Source organism: Enterococcus larvae (assembly GCF_017830045.1).
Lineage (GTDB): Bacteria > Bacillota > Bacilli > Lactobacillales > Enterococcaceae > Enterococcus_L > Enterococcus_L larvae.
The window spans coordinates 56,141-74,108 of record NZ_JAEDXU010000014.1 but is presented as its reverse complement, the minus strand read 5'-3'; the positions used below and the strand labels follow the sequence as shown (position 1 = coordinate 74,108).

Sequence of the window (17,968 nt, the reverse complement as noted above, 5' to 3'; positions counted from 1 at the left end):
AATTTTCCTCTGAAATCTTCTTACATGATCACTTGAAAATTTTGGTTTGTTTCCGCCTGAATCACTGGATGCAGCCTCAGATAGTCAGCAATCAATTCAGTCATATCGATTTGAATTTCCCGCACGATTTTGCCGGCATTAAACATCGAATAATTTCCACCGCCAACTGCACGGTATTGATTGATGACAATATCAAAAATCTGATTCGATTCAATCGGCTTACCTTGAAATAAAAGACGTGTGATCCGCTGTCCTATTGGTCTACTTACATCGATAGTATAGTTGATACCTTCATACATATCATAATTATAGTATTGTGGTTTCGGCTGAATATACTTTGGATCAAAAATGATGCTGCCATTCGCTACAGCTAGGTAACCTGCTGTTTGCTCCAATGCAGCACGCAGTTCTGCTCCGTTGACTTTCACGATAGCTAAGGTATTAGGGTAAATATAGTTTGTGATAATGTCCCGCATTGTAATAATGTCTTTGAAGCCTTTGCCTTCATTATTAAACAATGCTGTTCCAGAAATTTCTGCCCCACTGGCTGACTGCTGCACTCGGTTAATAAATTCTATATATGGATGTTCCATTAAACGAGCACGCATTGGATCTTCTATTTCCATATTACCTTCCACTTTTCCTAACGGCTGATCCAACCATTCTTCCAACTCGCTTTCCAGCGCTGCCACTATTGATAGAATTTGAGTATCTGCTTGCACATCTGCAACAGGATGAAGCCTTGCTTGTGCGTCACTAACAACTAGCTTCCCATCTTGCTCTATAATCGTCAATTCAATTTCCCCAATACAGCTCCCACGATAACCTGGCTGAACAACAGGTATGCCATTGACGACTGCAGCGATTTCTCGATGCTGATGACCTGTAAACAGAGCGTCAATTCCGGAAACCTCATGCAACAGCTGATATCCTTCATTTTCCCCAGTCAGTTGTTCAGTTGGTGTGCCGTCCTCAATATCTCTTTCAAAGCCGCCATGATAGCTTACTACAACTATATCCGCAAGTTTTCTAAGCTCTGGAATCATTTTTTTTGCAGTGGTTACCGCACGCTCAAATTGCATGCCTTCAACGACAGACGGCTGTTCCCAATAAGGTATGTACTGCGTCACTAATCCTAGAACAGCAACTCTGATCCCTTCTTTTTCAATAATTGTGTACCCTTTTCCAAAGTAGGGCTCTCCCTCTTGATTCAAAATATTAGCTGCCAAAACAGGCGCATTATAGCTTGCAATCGCCTTTTTTAAATAATCTAAACCATAATTGAATTCATGATTACCTAAAACTTGAACATCATAGGACATTGTATTGATAACTTTTATAAAATCAGCTGACCAGTGCTGATTTTTGGCAACATAATAGCTTAGCGGAGAGCCTTGAATGAAGTCTCCATTTTCAATCGTGATGACTGGCCCAGCAGCCTGAGACCTTAATAATTTCAGCTTAGCAGCTACTTTTGCAGCCCCAATCCCTAAGTCCTCTCCACCAGCGTAATTTGTCGGTGATATATAGCCGTGGATATCACTGGTTTCAAAAAAAGTAAGCTTCATTTCTGTCTCTCCTCTTTAGGTACTTGGTTCAAAATATCTTGACTGGTCCACTCCCGCAGGTAGGTTGATTTTCATTTTGACTATCTTTCTACACTCTTACTCTTTTTCATCAATAACCACAGGATAGAGCAGCTTTAGAAATTCATTGTTATGCACTTTTTTGATTACTTTCGCATATCAACTATTTTCAATACATGTTTCGAAAAATTTGTTTCAGAAATTTGACGTATCATTTTACCTTGTTCAAAGCAGTAAAGATTATAACCGTATCGGTTTTCAAAGCTTACAACACCGTCACCCAGATCATCTCCGGCAAATGACATGCTTGCTGCAGTGAAATAGGGTATTCCGTTGACGCTGCTTATAAATGAATGATGTGTATGCCCATTCAAAATACAGAGAATGTTAGAAGAGTCAATCAATGTCAAAAAGCGTTCAGTACCGGGCCACCTCGGTATGCTGCTTTGCTGGCTCAGCAAATGATGATGAGTGACTAGTATGATTGGTTCATCCGTCAATTTTACTAATGTTTCCTCCAGCCAACGAAACTGCTGCTCACTCACGACTCCATCATCTTTCCCGTAGGAAGAATTATCAAAAGAAACAATAGTAAAATCAGGATAAGTAATCACCTGATTATACGGAAAATCTGATGCTCTTTCTTCACACCAGCCTATTCGGAAATTCTCTTTGATATCATGATTTCCTAAAGTAACGATAATATCTGTATTACCTAAAGCAGACCGCAGCCATTCCTTTAAGAAGCGGTAATCTTCTACTTCACCGTCTTCCGTTAGGTCGCCGCTAATAATGACTAGATCGATTGCTTCCTGCTGCTTCGCCTTTTGCAAGCATTGCTCCAATTGAATCAATGGATTTTCCATTTTAGCCAACATGCCTTTGTAGCCTTCTTGACCTACTTCATATTCTCTACGGAAATGTATATCTGATATATGCAATAAATTCATCTTCATCTCAATTTCTTTCTTATTATTCCCGTCACCTGATCCAAAATGAACACGGTGATCACAACTCCAAGCAAAATAATACTGACCTTACTCCAAGTACGGGTTTGAATAGCAAAAATCAATGGGGCCCCGATCCCTCCTGCACCAACCAGCCCAAGAGTTGCTGCACTTCTAACAGCAATTTCAAAATGGTTTAATGCTAAAGAACTGTATATCGGCATTAAATAAGGAACCCTTACAAAAAATACTGTCTGCCAGAAATTGGCACCGACCGCTTCTGCTTCTTCAACCAAGTCCTCATTCATTGCTTCCATTTCTTCTGTAAACAATTTCCCCAGCATCCCTACTTGATGGATACCGATTGCCATAACTCCGGCAAAAGGACCAGGTCCAACTACCTTAACAAAGATAATGGCAAAAACTAATTCTGGAAATGCCCGTAAAACATTACACACAAATTTCCCTATTTTTGTTACCCAAGGATGATTTCCCCAAAGATTCACTGCGCTTAGCAGCGTTAGAGGCAATGCTAGGACTGTTGCAATCATCGTTCCCAAGCAGGCAATCCCGAGTGTCAGTAAAAGTAAACTTACTAAATCTTCTCCGCTCCCATCATAGAAAAATCCCCAATCCGGTTGACTTAAGCCGCGCAGCACATCCATCCCCATCGAAAGAGAAAATGTACTTAATCCGGAATAATCAATGCTCAGCGCCGACCAAATAAGCAGTACAATCAATAAACCCCAAAAGACCAATGTCTTTTTACTTATCTCACGAAGGATCATAGGAAAGACCTCCTAACTCGTTCACTTAACTTATCAACAATCGTCACAGTAACTAAAATCGTCAAGATAATGATCGACACACGTTCATATTTTAGCAATGCTAATGAAGAGTTCAAAATAACGCCGATCCCACCTGCACCTACATAACCAAGAACAGTAGAAGCACGTACATTCACTTCAAACGCATAAAATGCGTAACTAGCAAATTGGCTCATGACTTGAGGAGCGACCGACCAGACAGCAATCTGAAGCTTAGTGGCTCCCACAGCTGCTGCTGCTTCGATAGGACCATAGTCAATCGTTTCAATGGCTTGAAACATCAGCTGTGACACCATACCAAATGTAAAAACTGCAATCGTCAACACCCCTGTTGCTTCGCCGATCCCAAAAACAGCTACAAACAGTGCTGCCAAAAGTAATGTTGGAATCGTCCGAATCAAGCCTAGAAAAAAGCGGAAAATCGTTGACAGCCAGCGATTTTCTGTAATCGTTGTCGTGGCAAGAAAGCTCACAGGTATAGCGAGACACACACCAATCGTTGTACCCAATAAGGACATTTGCAGGGTTTTGATCATGGGATTGATCAGCTTTACAAAATAGCTAAACTCCGGATGAACAAAGCGTGATAAAAAGGCAGTGACCTGACTTGAGTTTGTGAACACTTTAGAAAAATCTGCATTTGTGATCTGGATGCTGCTGAATAAACAAATCAATAGGATAAGCAGAATCAGCAGCTGTTTGTACCAATTAAAGTGAATGGTATCTTTCAATTTCACATTTAATCCCCTGCCTTTTCTTCAAAGATCGCTTTACCATAGATCTCCTCTAAGCGCTCATCAGTCAAAGCGGCAGGTGCACCGTCAAAAACTACTTCTCCAGATTTTAGGGCTATGACTCGCGTTGAGAATTCACGAGCAAGTGATACCGAGTGGAGATTGACGATTACTGTTTTATTCAAAGTCTGATTGATTTTTTTCAAGTCCTGCATGACCTTTTGGGTGGTGATAGGGTCTAAGGATGCCACTGGTTCATCTGCTAAAATTATCGAAGCCTGCTGAACTAATGCTCGGGCAATTGACACTCTTTGTTGTTGACCACCGCTTAACTCATCACTACGAGAATGAAGCTTATCTGATAATCCAACAGTTTCCAGTGCTTCTTTTGTTCGTTGATAATCCTCTTTTGTAAATAAACCAAAAATACTTTTTATCGTTGTATAATAGCCCAAGCGTCCAGATAAAACATTCTTCTGAACGGTACTACGTTTTACAAGATTGAAGCTTTGTGAGATCAGACCAATTTGTCGACGAAGCAAACGCAGCTCCTTTTTATCAGCATTGGTAATTGATGTTCCATCTATTCGGATTTCTCCATCTGTGATTGGAACCAGACGATTGATTGAACGCAGCAACGTGCTCTTTCCCGCCCCACTCAAGCCAATAATAGAAACGAACTCACCATCATCGATCGTCAAGTTAATATTCTGAAGCCCTTTTACTCCATTTGGATAAACCTTCGAAACGTTATCAAAAATAATCATCATTTTTCTCCATTTTTCAGCGAATGAGGCTGTGACAAAATATGTCACAACCTTATTCATCTAAGTCTTATTCCGCTGCTTTTTCTGTATATTCGCGAATGGTGTCATAGGCAGAATCAGCAGCTTCTTCATACCCTTGATGTCCCCATAGTGACATCGCTTCTGCGCCATCCTCATCATCCTTCATCCCAAGGAAAACTTCTTTGATTTCTTCCTTTAGCTTGTCATCCATTGCTGGCTGTACTGCAATCGCATCATTCGGAATATCGCCTTCTGTAAGATAAAGTACTTTTAAATCTTTGAATAAATCATTATCAGAAAAGCTTGAAGCAAACACATTTCTGGCTCCTTCGAACACGAAAGCCGCATCCATTTGACCATTCAATACTGCAGTTATCTCACTAGGGATATCGTTTACAGTTGTCAAAGTTGCTTCTGTTGTCGGATCGACTCCTGCATCCTTCAACTCTGCAACCGGATAGATGTAGCCACTGGCTGAATTAGGACTCAGTGTAGCAATTTTTTTCCCTTTCAAATCTGTCAATTTATTTAAATCACTATCTTCACGAACTAATATTTCCCCTTTGAAAGTGTTCGTCAGTTCTCCCTCTAACGGCAGCCCAGTCTCCTGATCGTAATCACCAAGCTGAGAAGTTAGGATAGCTTCTGCTGCATCCATATCTTTTGCTTGAACATAAGCCGCTGGAGGCATGATTCCAATGTCTACTTGTCCTGAGCCCATTGCTTCAACAATAGTAGAATAGTCTGTCGCTAAAGTCACTTCTACCTCACGATCCAATTTTTTAGAGAGATATTCAGCAAATGGTTTTGCTTTAGCTTCCATTGTTCCATCATTATTCGTTGGTACAAACTGAACAACCAATTTTTCTTTAGCGGCCTCATTTGAACTTCCTGAATCACCTGATCCGCATCCAGTTAGTGCTGCCAGCAGCATAACCCCCATAAAACCTCTCACCAATTGCCTGAACTGCATCTTTTCTCCTCCTAGGAAATTAATTTCTACATGAATACCGTTAAATAATTTGGAATGCTGTCACGAAAATGACTTTCAATCAGCAAGTTCTCACTAAGTTCCATCACAGCTTATTGGCTTATTCAACAGTTTCATATCGTACGATTAAATAATAGCAAGATTTTCGGTTTTTGGAAGTGACCTGTGTCCTATTTTACATAATTTTTACAAACAATTTACGAAAACCAACGAATATCGTTCGTGTTGAGTGCGAAGTGATTCTAAGTTATAATAAAACAAAATACATAAGGAGTGGTTTTTCGTGAAACACATCCGAAACGTCGAACGCTTATCAGCTTACATAAAAAATCATGAATTACAATCTTATATGGACTCGGATCTTTTGGCTATGTCCTCTCTTTATTCTTTTGAAAAAGGTGACCATCTTATTCATGCAGAAACTGCTTCTGACTTTCTTTATTTCTTAGTAGACGGCGTAGTGATGGTGTATTCCTATGCTTCCGGCACTCAAAATATTTGTATTGACTACACAAAACCGGGAACACCGCTTGGAGAAGCTTCTTCTTTATGGGGACTGCTGCCTAAGAGCAGTGTCAAAGCTGTGACTCCATGTGTCTGTGTAGCAATCCCTTTGAATCAGTACAGAAAAACATTACAACGAGATGTTCGGTTTTTACAAAATATATGTCAAATTCTCAGTTATCGTCTAAATTCAGGAATCAATTTGGCAAACTCCCTAACAGAGCCTGTGGAAACACGACTGGCGAAATTCATTTTAGCGCATCACAAAAATGGTGTTTTCTCCTTTCAGCTAACGACTTGTGCTGCAATTTTAAACGTAAGCTATCGTCACCTCTTACGAACCATAACCAGCTTTCGTGACGCTAATATTTTAGAAAAGAAAAAAAGTACGTATTTGATCCATAACATTGAAGAATTAGAAAGACTTGCTGAAAATCTTAATCATTAAAATGATGAAATTTTCGATCTATTGAATACTGGAAATTTTTTTCAAACTGGTTTTTCAAAAAAATACACCAGCAGACTCTAGCGACTGCCGGTGTTTTATATTGATCTGTCTAGTAATTCTCTATAGCTAAGATCGTCTCATCGTCATGAACGGTCAAAAATACTTTCTGCTGGTACTTATCAGCGATTTCTTTGATTGAATCAACTAAATGATGCTCACAGTTCACGTACAAAACAATTGCTTCAAATCGCCCGCGAATCGAATGCATAAACTGCTCCACTTCCTGCAGCAGATCGCCGGAAGCCAAGGTTTCATATGCATGCATCTGTTTCCCTCTCACAAAGTTATGAGGAATTCCGCCTTTATAGCTGACAATTGCCACCTTATTACCGGAATGTTCCTTCTTCACTACGTCCCAAATATTTTCAATCTTTCTCGAATTGTTTCCTTTAACTATGATCATGTCTATTCTCCTTCATCTATTATTCATTCGCGAATAAGACACAAAGAAGCCTCATGATGACTGGCACTTCCGTGTGTCCAGCTCATTCATGCAAGATAATCCCCTCCCAATAGCATAACTCCATCAACCATACCATAGAAAAAATAAAAAGCAACCTGAAAAACTAGAAAGCCAAAACTAGACTGCATCCCAAATTATAGGAATCACATTTTTCACTAGAGCCATGGCTTTAGTGAAATGCAGAGTCAATAATTGATTAAAGTAGATAAGCATATCAAAAAGGGCGGTGTTCATTAAAATATCTCCTTTCGGCTAATGCTTCCTCCCTTTTGAACATGCAAAAAAGAAGCCTTAATGACGGTGTGCCGCATTCCAAAAGAATTAGACAAAAAAACTACTTTCTTTTGTCACTGCACAGTTGAACTGGTCATTTAAAGCTTCTTTGTGTAGTAAATGCTGATTCAAGCTATTTACTTTGTAAATAAGGAATATTTTCCGGCTGTATCAATCGAGCTCTATCAATGAAATCACGTAGATCATTCAAATCCTTGGAAGATAATACATCCTCTACAACAATCAGTTGTTCTTCCGGCAAGTCCTCAGCAAAATAATTACTCACATACAGATCCGCAGAGTGATAACCGGTTATTTCTGCATCAAGGGCTACGTGTTTTTGATAGGTGACTGAAACTTTATGCTGAAAAGCACTTTTCAATTGGTTGACCATTGAGTGCGCATGCTCCTGTCCCAAATCGCTTAAAACCAATACAGAAACAGTTTTTCTCAGCTGATCCATATAGATTGGTAAATCTTCCCAATAGATGATCACTTCATGGAGCAATTCATTTCTGTACATCGTCCACCAGGGGAAATGCTCTTGTTCTTCCATGATCTTCAATGCTTTTAAAACAACCGCTGAAAAAACAACATAATTCTGTCGAATCGATTTGCTTGAAAAGGAAAAACGATCGTAAATCATATACTTTTTAAAAGGATATATCTTATGGAGCGCATACGTATTTTCAAACAGACGGATGATCTTTTCCTGACTTTTCATCGTAACCGGGACAGTCAGAGCTTGTTGGACGGTTTCTACAAATACCTTTCCCGTCTCTACCACGTTCTCCTTTTCCTGTCTTGAGCTCCACCCAAAATTCCACCAAAAGAAGGTATAAATGAAATCCTCATACCAGCAATCGGCGATCTCTTCCGATGGCATCCCTGTAAATCCATGAATTTCATTTTGATAGGCCAAAAGCTTTTGCTGTTCCTTCACCAGTTCCCCTCTATCTGCTGAAGGAATCTGAACATAATACCCTTGCTGCTGCCGAATAATGGTCACTGCGACAGAAAAAACGATATGTATGATTTGAATATCTGTCAATTGCAGCTGAAATTCCTGATTTATTTTTTGAACAAATGCCAATATACGTTCTTTGTCCAAAGAAAACGGCCAGAAATGAATGCCATAAACCTCAAGAAAATAGGCGGCAAAAAAATAACGGATCTGCCGTTCATTCCTTCCAGATAGATAAAACGGCTTTTGTGCCAGCTTCAAGCTACGATCAAATAAAGAAACATTGATTTTCTTTGTCAAACGATACAAAGTTGATTTACTCATGAAAAGCTTCTCTTCAAAATAACCCGATTCATGATTTGGATGAAAAAACACAGCTTCCAGCAAGATAAACGCCGGCGACTCTTTGATGATTTCAGCATAAATGTCATGTATCGATTGATGAGGTGCAGTAATCATCTTGATGCCGCTTTTCTTTGATATTTCAATCGTCAGGTATTTCCCCCAACGCTCTTCCAAGTATTGACAATCTAAAAACAACGTTTTACTTGAACAGTTTAGACTACTGGCAAGCTTTTCAGAGGTTAGCCAATCCGATTGACTGTATAAACGATTCAGCAACAACACTCGGCGACTCATTTCGTTTGATAGTAAACGCTCCACCTCAATTACCTCCCTATTTCAATTTTTCCCTTTTTTATAGAAAAACATGAATCCACCTTGATTCTATAATAATTATAACAGTTTTATATACTTTTTATAAACAAGGAATTGGTTTTAAATACACAAAATCATTATGATGAATTCGTAAATAAAAGATTAGCGTTTATCGATAAATGATGATCTCACCAAATCGGAGGGATTTTCATGAAAAAAAGAACATGGGCATTATTATTACCTATAGGAGCGGCTGTCTTATTAAGCGGAGCAGCCATTTTTGATCATTCAGTAGCTGCAGAAAATACTGAAGCGATCCGTTCAGCAGTTGAAGCTTCTTCTCAGCTAGAAGAGAAAAGCACGACTGAAGGTACAGAAACAAGTTCGACTTCAACAAGCTCGTCTACTCAATCAACAGCCAGCTCTGCTGAGGTGGTGCAATCAACAACTACGCCCTCTATTGAAGCAGAAACAGAGGAATCCCTGGTAGTCGCCGAACCAGAAGCCGTTGCTGAAGTCGCTGCACCAGTGCAGGAAACAGTGTCAGCATCGGTAGAGCCAGCTGCTGTTTCAACTGTCGCTGCTGATCAAGCAGCGCCTGTTGCTGAAACTAGTGCACCTACGTACCAAGCAATGACCATTTACATGGGAGGACAAGCTATTCCATATCAAAATGGTGGCACAGGCAGCGGACAAAGCATCATTGACAGTAATCCAAACGGCGTTGCCGCTACATGGGGCGGAGCAGCTATTCAATCTGGCGATGACGGACTCAATACTCATATCATCGGACATAACCCAGGTGCATTTTCTGTATTATTCAGCCTAGGAAGCGGCAGCCAGATTATTGTAACAGATGGCGCCGGAACACCGACAACTTATACTGTACAATCCACTATGCAGGTAAACGATTATGGAACAGAGGTTTCTAGCGGACAAGATGTCTGGGACCTGACTGTTGGAACCGGTGGCGGCGAACGCATCACGCTGCAAACCTGTGTGAATGACGATGTAAACCTATTTGTCTTAGCATATAAATAATTAAAACGATAAATAAAAAATCTGCAGGCGCGACAATCTCCCATAAGTAGAATGGAATTGTCACACCTGCAGATAAAATATATAGGAGGAGTTCGCGGTGATCATCAGTACATTTATAGAATAGATCATTCAAACAACTATTCGAAAATGAACGTGTTGACACTCTTTATAAAACAATCGATCAACTATTGCTGCGAGCTGTTCTGAACAATTTGAACGAAAGAAAACTTTTCCCCTCCACTAAGTTCTTCTCAGCTTTACTACTATTTCTTGATATTCTCCCATCTCTCGAACCTGTTCTTCAATCATGCTTTCCTTGGAAGAAACATCTATTTCATAAGAGACATTTTTAGGAAGCCTTATTTCCCCCACAACCAATTCTTCAAACTGAGTCCACTGAAGCTCGATCTTGCCGTAAGGCATCTTAAAGCTGCCGCATACTTTTTCAATAGGTAATTCTGTTTCCGGAGTAATAATCACTTTTTGAAATAATCCCTTTGGAAAACTGATCCCTAAAAACTGTTTGACCATCCAAGCCGAATAAGAGGAGAACATGGCATGATTCAATGAACCATTGTAGGTTGAATCGTTGCCCTTCAATGGGAAATGTTCACTTAATGTACCTGTTTCTACAAACATAGAAGAGTAGCTTGGTTGTTCCTTTCTTGTCAGCCAATTAAACAGAACATCCTTATAGCCAAACTTATGAAGGTACTCATAAATCCACGACATCCCAAAGATCCCCACTGAAATAATCCCGTTATTTGCATTTATTTTACGGACTAATTGATTCACGATCACTTCTTGACCGCGATCACCCAATAGATTGGCTTTGAGTGCAAAAACACAGCTGGACTGAGTTCCTTTTCCAAAATAGCCGTTTGGTTGACGATAGGTTGTCACAATTTTTTTGTTGACCGCCTCTATCTTGGCTGACAACCGTTCAGCCTGCTCAGTTTCAGAAAGATCAGCCATCACAGCAAGATATTCCTGAAGAATGATGCTGTAGCTGCAGGCAGAACAGAATTCCTGATCTGGAGACGTAATTACAGCTCCATCAACCTCTTCATCAATCGAACCCCAGTCACCCAAGCTGCATACTTTGATATACTCAAAATCAAAGCTGAGCAAGTAGTCAATATGCTTTGCTAGCTGAGGGATATACTGCTTAACAAACTTCTTTTCATCATAAAACTGCAATAGCTTGTTCGTAATGGTCGGCAATACCAACTGCCAGTCGACCGCCCCAGCTTTATCACTCGGACCATTCGTCATGATACCGACAAAGGGTGCTGTTGCCGGAATTCCGCCTTGTATCGTTTGGTCATTGATAAAGTCTGTCATCACCTTTTTTAGCAGAGCGAGACCATTGATCGAATACATATGAGAATCGATCAGCGCAACAATATCCCCACCATAGCCAAAGCGTTCTCGGGTGCAGTCTTCAAAATAAGAGTGGATATTGTTTAGTCTGGTTTGAAGACCGACACGCCATAAATCATTAAGCATAGGTATAGAGGTCTCAAGTTCTGTAATCACGTCAACATTCGTATGGACTCTGAAGGCCGACAATTCTTCTATTACCTCTTCAAAAGAAACAGCTTCTCTAAAAACAAAAGCAACATAACGAAAAGAATGGTAGGTGTATTGATTGGAAAAACGAAATGCTTCTTCTGTCGTTTTAACTAGTTCATCCCTTTGAATGATCTGCTGATCCGGTTCAATCCCAAGTGCCGCATCTGTAATACCATAAGTACCACTGATTGTACTTGAGTAATCCAATGTTTCTTCGTCCACTAGCCGTTCTGAATAGCTTAAGGCTATCTTACCTATAAATGCTTTGGACACCGTAAAAGCAATTTGACCAGAGATGATCTCTCCAAAATCAACGATGACCCTGCTATTTCCATAAAAAACATTTTTTGGAAAACATTCCGCTACTCGCTGAATCTTCGGAATTTCTCCTGGAGTAAGTACTCCTGAAGGACCTAGAATCTTCACTGCTGTCGATTCTCTCTTTTTGAAGCTGGCATCTGTAACTCTTTCACCAACAAACACATTGTTCATGAGAATCATACCTTCTGAGCTTTCCCAAGTGGCGTCTGTTAAAATCTGTTGATTCTCACCTTCGGTATCCTCTAAATCAATCCCTGCTATCAAGCAAGGCTTTCCTATCGCTAACTGTTTACGTACATTGTATTTACCCAGAATATTGATTGGTGCCGGATTGTACCAGCCATTTCCCAGTTCAACGGCAATCTTGTTTTCTCCTATTTTCAGGTATTTTGTGATTTCATACGTATCATAATAGACTATCTTATCATAATTACTGATGTCGTTATTCAGGTAGTCATCTCCTATTCGTTGATCATTGACGAACAGAGTATAATACCCTAAACCGCAGAGATCGATCCACGCCTGCTTTATCGGTGTTTCCAGCTGAATCATCTTTGATAGGATGATTGTAGGATTGTCCCTAAAATAAGTTCCCTCTTTAGCAATCGGATTATCCAGTCGCGTGATCCAGTCCGCTTTTTGAATCCCTTGACTGGCTGTAGTAAATTGGCTGGATATTCGCCATTGCTCCTTATTTATTGAATTTAGAACGAGATGGACAAAGAAGGTTTGACGGTCTGATCTAATTATTTTCTTCTTCAAATCAATGACCGCTATCTTCTCAGTCGTTTGCTTCTGCTCTTCAAAAATCAGTTTGCCCTCTTTATCTGTTATCTGTATGAGATAGCTGTGTTGCTGGAAAACTATCTCTCGCCATTCCACTGTGATTGGCAAATCCACTACAACTGTATAAGGCTCAATTGCTCCATTTATTACTATACTAATGGCTATTTCCCCCTCTCCAACATTCTACGATCTAGTCCAGTTCAGTCATTTTTTCAGACTCATAGATTTGCTTATCTGCCGCTTTAACAAAAGGCAGCCATAATAATGTCATCAGAACCAGTAGAACGATTTGCAGGAGTGCTCCTTTGATGCTCCCTGTTACAAAATAACCGCTGAATATTATCGGAGTTGTCCACGGCAGCTGGGCTAGGCCTGTCGGGAGAGGAACTAAACCAGATGCAAAAGCTAGATAGGAGACAACTGTAGAAATTGTATTTCCTAAAAGGAAAGGGATAATATAACTGAAATTCAGCATCAGCGGAATCCCAAATAGCGTTGGCTCGCCAATATTGAACAAATAAGGAACAAATGCGATTTTTCCGACTTCCTTATACTGTCTGCTTTTCGCTACCAGTAAAATGGCAATGACTGCTCCTACTAGACCGATTGACGCGAAGTGATTTCTAAAGCTCATGCTGATGATATTCTCAGGAACATCTCCGGCAAGTGAAGCAATTTTATTTTGATCTTCTAAAACCTGATGGATTGGGTCCATGACTGCTGCAATGATAGACGTCCCATGCAACCCGAAAAACCATAAGAACTGTTCAAAAATTTTAACAACGATCATTCCGCCCAACGAACCACCTAGAAGTGTCAATGGTGTACCTAACACGGTATTGATCAAGCTCAATGCATCACTGTTAAAGCCTATTTCTAAAATCAAACGAATGACGAAGAAGACAAAAACAACGATAAAAGATGGAATAACTGACTCAAAGGGACCTGAAACTGCAGGTGGTACAGAAGCAGGCATTTTAATTTTTATGTCCCTATCTGCAATCAGCTTATATAGTTTCACACTGATGATACAAACAATAATGGAAAGAAACATTGATTGGGCACCAATCCGCGAAATATCCAGCATTGGACCGCTTTCTGTTTCCGTTAATGGCGTCAATAATAAAAAGGATACTAAGGCTGTTAAAATATTTTGTGTGACATTGACATTCAATTTTTCCGACAATGATTTTGATAATGAAATCACGACAATAAGTCCGCCAATTGCAAGGGTTGCATGATTGACATACAATAATTTATTTTGCCAGATACTTGCATCAGCCACGCCTAATACGTTGGTAATAAACTCTGTCACAGCTTCAATTGGAAAGAAGGCTATAATCAGAAAGATCGACGCCACAAATGTAAACGGCATGTAAGCCAGCATCGCATCTCTAATGGCTTGAATATATAAATTTCCATTTACTTTAGCAGAAAACGGCCCCAGCTTCTCTTGTATTCTGTCTCCTAAAGACATTTTTTCAGTATTCATTTCGTCACATCTCCTTATTTTTTCTATAGTGACTATAAACGATGTCCGGACCACCCTTTATGATATCGCTATCATAATCATTCTATCTGAATAACTCTTTTTATTAAATATCTGTTTTTGACTAGAATATTGACTGAATTTTACTTTTAATGAATCGTTTTTCTTTTGTCCTGGGTTTACAATGAAAACAAAAAAGGAATACTACACATGATATGTACGTGATTAAACACATACTTCACCACTTCCTCTTTCCCCAGCGTAGCACTCGTATTCCCTTCCAAATTTTTGCTTGATGCTTCTGCAGATGAAATTCATGTTGACATAGTCAACTTTCTGCGATTAACATAAGACTTAGATAGTTCTGTATTACCACTGACCATTTTTAATCGGGAGGGACATCATGGATAAAAAAGAAATTCGAAAGCGTTTAACTGCGTATACAGAAACTGAAGCTGAGCTGCTGACTCCTTCAACTAAAACCGCTGCAATGGACTACGATGATTTCTCCTCTTTTATTTCAGACAACGGAGACAGGGTTTATCAATATACCTTTGAAAGACATTTAGAAAGCGCTCTGAAAAAGGGACTGCCCTATACCAGTTTTATAGAGAGCAGCCAGCTGATCATTTTGAAGCATGCCAGACATTCCTATACGCCGTTTCATATGCATGACTTTATCGAAATGAGCTATGTCTATTCCGGCGATGTTGAAATGATCATCAATAATGAAAAGGTTCTGTTGAAAAAAGGCGCCTTCTGTTTATTAGATACAGATGTCGTTCATCGAATATTGGAGACCTCCGAAGATGACATTTTAATCAATTTTCTAATGAAAAAAGAATACTTTTCTTCGCAGATGCTCAGTCGACTAGCTTCCAATGGTACGATCTCTCAATTTGCTGTTGATGCCTTATCTGAGACTCAAAAGCATGATCAATTTATTGTTTTTGAAGCATTAAACAATGAATTTCTGCTGGATGCAGTTGAAGGTGTACTTTCCCATTATTTCGATCCCGGCAGCGATTCACATGAAATCATCGATGCGTATATGATCATTGTTTTTTCTGAGCTGCTGCGGTCTTTTCAAAAGAAAAAATCACAGGAATCCAAAAGCGCCAATCAGTTTTATATCGGGGATATCCTAGATTATATGGAAAAGAACTATATGAGCTGTACACTAAAAGAAGTTGCTCAGCTGTTCGGCTACAACCCTAGCTATCTTAGTCGATTGATCCATAAGCATGTGGGAAAATCCTTCATCTCCATTATTCAAGATATCAAACTGAATCATGCGATTTTACTGTTGAAGAACTCCTCTCTTCCTATAGAACAGATCATTCAGCAGATTGGCTATAAGAATGTAAGCTTCTTTTATAAAAAGTTCTATGAGAAATATCAACTTTCTCCTAATGAGTATCGAAGGTCACAGCTGTGAAGCTTCCTGATAAATATAGGACTTGAAGGAAGTGTGCACCAGAATAATTAAAAATAGCAGGCTAGCGTTGTCTCGTTCGCTCAAGACAATGCCAGCCTACTTTACTTTTTTTAACTAACTTAACAAATACTCCTCCCATCTTATTTGTTAAATTCAGCTGCCTTTTTCAATTCTATCACGAATCCCGCTTAGCCAAGATACATAGTCCCTTTCACGAGTAAGCCCATGATCCAAGATCAAAAAATGACCATAGTTGTCGTCTATCTCCTTTTGTGAGCTGAAAATCAGTTCTTTTCTTCTTTCTAAATGAGCCAGCCTCGCTTCGTGCAATTTGTATTGATTGTTTATCACTTCAAGAAGATGTGGATCATCCATGTTGTTTATGAAGTAGAGCTTAACAACAAACTCATCTCTGTTCACCGGCAAAGCTTCTGAAGGTGTATCCAGCCAATTAACAAGCTCAATTTTTCCAGCTTCTGTAATAGAATAAGCCTTCTTCTCCAATTTTGTCCCTGAAATTTCCACCTCGTAAGAGATCCATCCTTCTTGCTCCATTTTAGTGAGCTCGGGGTATATCTGACTATGCTTCGCTTGCCAAAACTCACCTATCTCATCTTTAAACGCTTGATTCAAATCATAACCAGTCATTTTCTGAGTACTAAGTAATCCCAACAATATATATCTGAGTGTATTTTTTTTAGCCATCAGCCTTCTCCTTGACAATTACTTTTTTTGATTATAACATAATTACGTAGATACAAACATGTAAAAATTTACATGTTTGTATTAAAGTATAAAACTCGAATATTAAGAAGGAGGGGCAACAAATGAGTATAGATTTAGAAAACAAAGAATTAGAGGAACTTTACCAGCTGGCCATTGAAGAGATGGGTGGTACAAAAGAAGAGTTGATTATCTGGGCTGGCGGGGATGCCGTGAACCAACAAGATGCGGTAGTTCAAGCGTTTTCTGACCGATTTCCTGAAATCCCCATTGATATCAAGGTAGAATTATCAAAAATCCATGATCTGAAAATCTACGAAGAGCTATTGAATGGTGACCTAACTCCCGACGTGACGATGCTGCAGACCTCAAATGACTTTGAAGATTGGAAAAAACTGGATGTACTTGAACCATTCAAGCCTGTCGGATTTCAAAATATTCGTGATGAGTTTAAAGATTCGGAGGGCGCATTTTCAGTTTTTCGTATGTTTGCATTTTTACCTCAATACGCCAAGAGCGGTTTGTCCTCTACTCCAGAGTCGCTTATGGATATGTTGACGCATGAGTATCAAGATAAATTAGTGCTAACATACCCTCATGATGATGATGCCGTTTTATTTGTCTATAGTCAAATGATCAAAAAACATGGAGAACAATTCTTAGCTGATTTAGCTAAGCTCAATCCCCTGTTTATCAGAGGAACAGCTGGACCACCGTTATTGGTTGGTAAGCAAGGCTTACTAGGTAGCTTGACTGGATATGAAACCATGCCGGAACAGCTTTCTCAATCCTTCATTCCTAAAAATGATTTCTTTATTTCCTGGGGACAAAGAATTGCTATGTTCAAGCTGACTAAGCACAAGGCAGCAGCCCGCTTATTTATCGCCTTTGTTCAGAGCTATGAGTTTCAACAATCACTAGGTCATTATACTGTCAGAAAAGATATTTCCCTGAAAAACGATACTTGGATTGGTGACCATTCAACAACAGACCCTCTAGGCTTCTATACCTTCATGCGTGATCGCGAGTATATCGGTCGCCTTCGAAATCAAATGCAGTCATATTTCGGTCCAGTAAAGGGAGAATCGCCTGTCGTTGACCATAAAATGATCAAACTAACTTATGGAAACTGACAGATTTATTGTTGTGTTGAGCATCAATCAATAAAATGAAGGATAGTATTCAATGTATCGATTCTTTCTATTTGAGTACTTATATAAATCAAAGCTCAAAATTGATCAAAACACCCGAAAATCTTTTTATCGATTTCCGGGTGTTTATTGACATCTTTGGATGACCTATTGCTTTTACATTCATTGAATAGATCACAGTTACCATATAGCTCAGCCTGCC

At 39.5% G+C, this 17,968-nt stretch carries 15 protein-coding genes; 4 read left to right on the top strand and 11 right to left on the bottom strand.

Annotation, left to right across the window (positions count from 1 at the left end):
* Nucleotides 1-20: 20 nt before the first annotated feature.
* From I6N96_RS18540 to I6N96_RS18515, 6 genes are all read right to left on the bottom strand, one after another.
* Nucleotides 21-1,568 carry a bifunctional metallophosphatase/5'-nucleotidase gene (locus tag I6N96_RS18540; protein ID WP_209559063.1) on the bottom strand — a complete coding sequence of 516 codons (1,548 nt, stop codon included), beginning with the start codon at nt 1,566-1,568 and terminating at the stop codon, nt 21-23.
* 164 nt (nt 1,569-1,732) lie between these two features.
* Nucleotides 1,733-2,536, bottom strand: a complete 804-nt coding sequence (locus tag I6N96_RS18535) for a metallophosphoesterase family protein (RefSeq protein ID WP_209559082.1) — start codon at nt 2,534-2,536, stop codon at nt 1,733-1,735.
* Between the two features lie 2 nt (nt 2,537-2,538).
* Nucleotides 2,539-3,321, bottom strand: a complete 783-nt coding sequence (gene phnE / locus I6N96_RS18530; RefSeq protein ID WP_209559062.1) for a phosphonate ABC transporter, permease protein PhnE — start codon at nt 3,319-3,321, stop codon at nt 2,539-2,541.
* The gene (gene phnE / locus I6N96_RS18525; RefSeq protein WP_209559061.1) at nt 3,318-4,097 is read right to left on the bottom strand and encodes a phosphonate ABC transporter, permease protein PhnE; all 780 of its coding nucleotides are present in this window, start codon (nt 4,095-4,097) and stop codon (nt 3,318-3,320) included. The genes phnE (I6N96_RS18530) and phnE (I6N96_RS18525) overlap by 4 nt, the downstream gene beginning before the upstream one ends.
* 2 nt (nt 4,098-4,099) lie before the next feature.
* Nucleotides 4,100-4,861 (bottom strand): phosphonate ABC transporter ATP-binding protein, encoded by a 762-nt coding sequence (gene phnC, locus I6N96_RS18520; protein WP_209559081.1) that lies wholly within the window; start codon nt 4,859-4,861, stop codon nt 4,100-4,102.
* A gap of 67 nt (nt 4,862-4,928) precedes the next feature.
* Nucleotides 4,929-5,855, bottom strand: a complete 927-nt coding sequence (locus I6N96_RS18515) for a phosphate/phosphite/phosphonate ABC transporter substrate-binding protein (protein ID WP_209559060.1) — start codon at nt 5,853-5,855, stop codon at nt 4,929-4,931.
* Nucleotides 5,856-6,156: 301 nt separating this feature from the next.
* Between I6N96_RS18515 and I6N96_RS18510 the strand changes: the two genes are divergently transcribed.
* On the top strand, nt 6,157-6,825 hold the full coding sequence (locus I6N96_RS18510) for a cyclic nucleotide-binding domain-containing protein (RefSeq protein WP_209559059.1): 669 nt from the start codon (nt 6,157-6,159) through the stop codon (nt 6,823-6,825).
* Between the two features lie 109 nt (nt 6,826-6,934).
* Here I6N96_RS18510 and I6N96_RS18505 read toward each other — a convergent pair whose 3' ends face one another.
* Both I6N96_RS18505 and I6N96_RS18500 read right to left on the bottom strand, forming a co-directional pair.
* On the bottom strand, nt 6,935-7,288 hold the full coding sequence (locus I6N96_RS18505) for a hypothetical protein (RefSeq protein WP_209559058.1): 354 nt from the start codon (nt 7,286-7,288) through the stop codon (nt 6,935-6,937).
* A 466-nt stretch (nt 7,289-7,754) separates the two neighbouring features.
* Complete coding sequence (locus I6N96_RS18500; protein WP_209559057.1) at nt 7,755-9,248, bottom strand: AcpB/EbpR/MafR family transcriptional regulator; 1,494 nt, start codon at nt 9,246-9,248, stop codon at nt 7,755-7,757.
* A gap of 204 nt (nt 9,249-9,452) precedes the next feature.
* Between I6N96_RS18500 and I6N96_RS18495 the strand changes: the two genes are divergently transcribed.
* Nucleotides 9,453-10,283 carry a sortase domain-containing protein gene (locus I6N96_RS18495; RefSeq protein WP_209559056.1) on the top strand — a complete coding sequence of 277 codons (831 nt, stop codon included), beginning with the start codon at nt 9,453-9,455 and terminating at the stop codon, nt 10,281-10,283.
* Between the two features lie 240 nt (nt 10,284-10,523).
* Here the strand turns inward: I6N96_RS18495 and I6N96_RS18490 are convergent, their stop codons facing one another.
* Nucleotides 10,524-13,073, bottom strand: a complete 2,550-nt coding sequence (locus tag I6N96_RS18490; RefSeq protein WP_209559055.1) for a family 78 glycoside hydrolase catalytic domain — start codon at nt 13,071-13,073, stop codon at nt 10,524-10,526.
* 82 nt (nt 13,074-13,155) lie between these two features.
* Nucleotides 13,156-14,457, bottom strand: coding sequence for a PTS sugar transporter subunit IIC (locus I6N96_RS18485; protein ID WP_209559054.1), 1,302 nt, complete (start codon nt 14,455-14,457; stop codon nt 13,156-13,158).
* A 400-nt stretch (nt 14,458-14,857) separates the two neighbouring features.
* Between I6N96_RS18485 and I6N96_RS18480 the strand changes: the two genes are divergently transcribed.
* The gene (locus I6N96_RS18480; RefSeq protein WP_209559053.1) at nt 14,858-15,892 is read left to right on the top strand and encodes an AraC family transcriptional regulator; all 1,035 of its coding nucleotides are present in this window, start codon (nt 14,858-14,860) and stop codon (nt 15,890-15,892) included.
* 153 nt (nt 15,893-16,045) lie between these two features.
* Here the strand turns inward: I6N96_RS18480 and I6N96_RS18475 are convergent, their stop codons facing one another.
* Nucleotides 16,046-16,597 carry a PadR family transcriptional regulator gene (locus I6N96_RS18475; protein ID WP_209559052.1) on the bottom strand — a complete coding sequence of 184 codons (552 nt, stop codon included), beginning with the start codon at nt 16,595-16,597 and terminating at the stop codon, nt 16,046-16,048.
* 122 nt (nt 16,598-16,719) lie between these two features.
* Here I6N96_RS18475 and I6N96_RS18470 point away from each other — a divergent pair, with 122 nt between their 5' ends.
* A complete protein-coding gene (locus I6N96_RS18470; protein WP_209559051.1) occupies nt 16,720-17,748 on the top strand; it encodes an ABC transporter substrate-binding protein in 1,029 nt (342 codons plus the stop codon).
* Nucleotides 17,749-17,968 lie beyond the last annotated feature (220 nt).

Bases quoted from the DNA above. Each gene is read 5' to 3' on its own strand.
- I6N96_RS18540 (WP_209559063.1), bottom strand. From the start codon at position 1,568: ATGAAGCTTACTTTTTTTGAAACCAGTGATATCCACGGCTATATATCA.
- I6N96_RS18535 (WP_209559082.1), bottom strand. From the start codon at position 2,536: ATGAATTTATTGCATATATCAGATATACATTTCCGTAGAGAATATGAA.
- phnE (WP_209559062.1), bottom strand. From the start codon at position 3,321: ATGATCCTTCGTGAGATAAGTAAAAAGACATTGGTCTTTTGGGGTTTA.
- phnC (WP_209559081.1), bottom strand. From the start codon at position 4,861: ATGATTATTTTTGATAACGTTTCGAAGGTTTATCCAAATGGAGTAAAA.
- I6N96_RS18515 (WP_209559060.1), bottom strand. From the start codon at position 5,855: ATGCAGTTCAGGCAATTGGTGAGAGGTTTTATGGGGGTTATGCTGCTG.
- I6N96_RS18505 (WP_209559058.1), bottom strand. From the start codon at position 7,288: ATGATCATAGTTAAAGGAAACAATTCGAGAAAGATTGAAAATATTTGG.
- I6N96_RS18495 (WP_209559056.1), top strand. From the start codon at position 9,453: ATGAAAAAAAGAACATGGGCATTATTATTACCTATAGGAGCGGCTGTC.
- I6N96_RS18485 (WP_209559054.1), bottom strand. From the start codon at position 14,457: ATGAATACTGAAAAAATGTCTTTAGGAGACAGAATACAAGAGAAGCTG.
- I6N96_RS18480 (WP_209559053.1), top strand. From the start codon at position 14,858: ATGGATAAAAAAGAAATTCGAAAGCGTTTAACTGCGTATACAGAAACT.
- I6N96_RS18475 (WP_209559052.1), bottom strand. From the start codon at position 16,597: ATGGCTAAAAAAAATACACTCAGATATATATTGTTGGGATTACTTAGT.
- I6N96_RS18470 (WP_209559051.1), top strand. From the start codon at position 16,720: ATGAGTATAGATTTAGAAAACAAAGAATTAGAGGAACTTTACCAGCTG.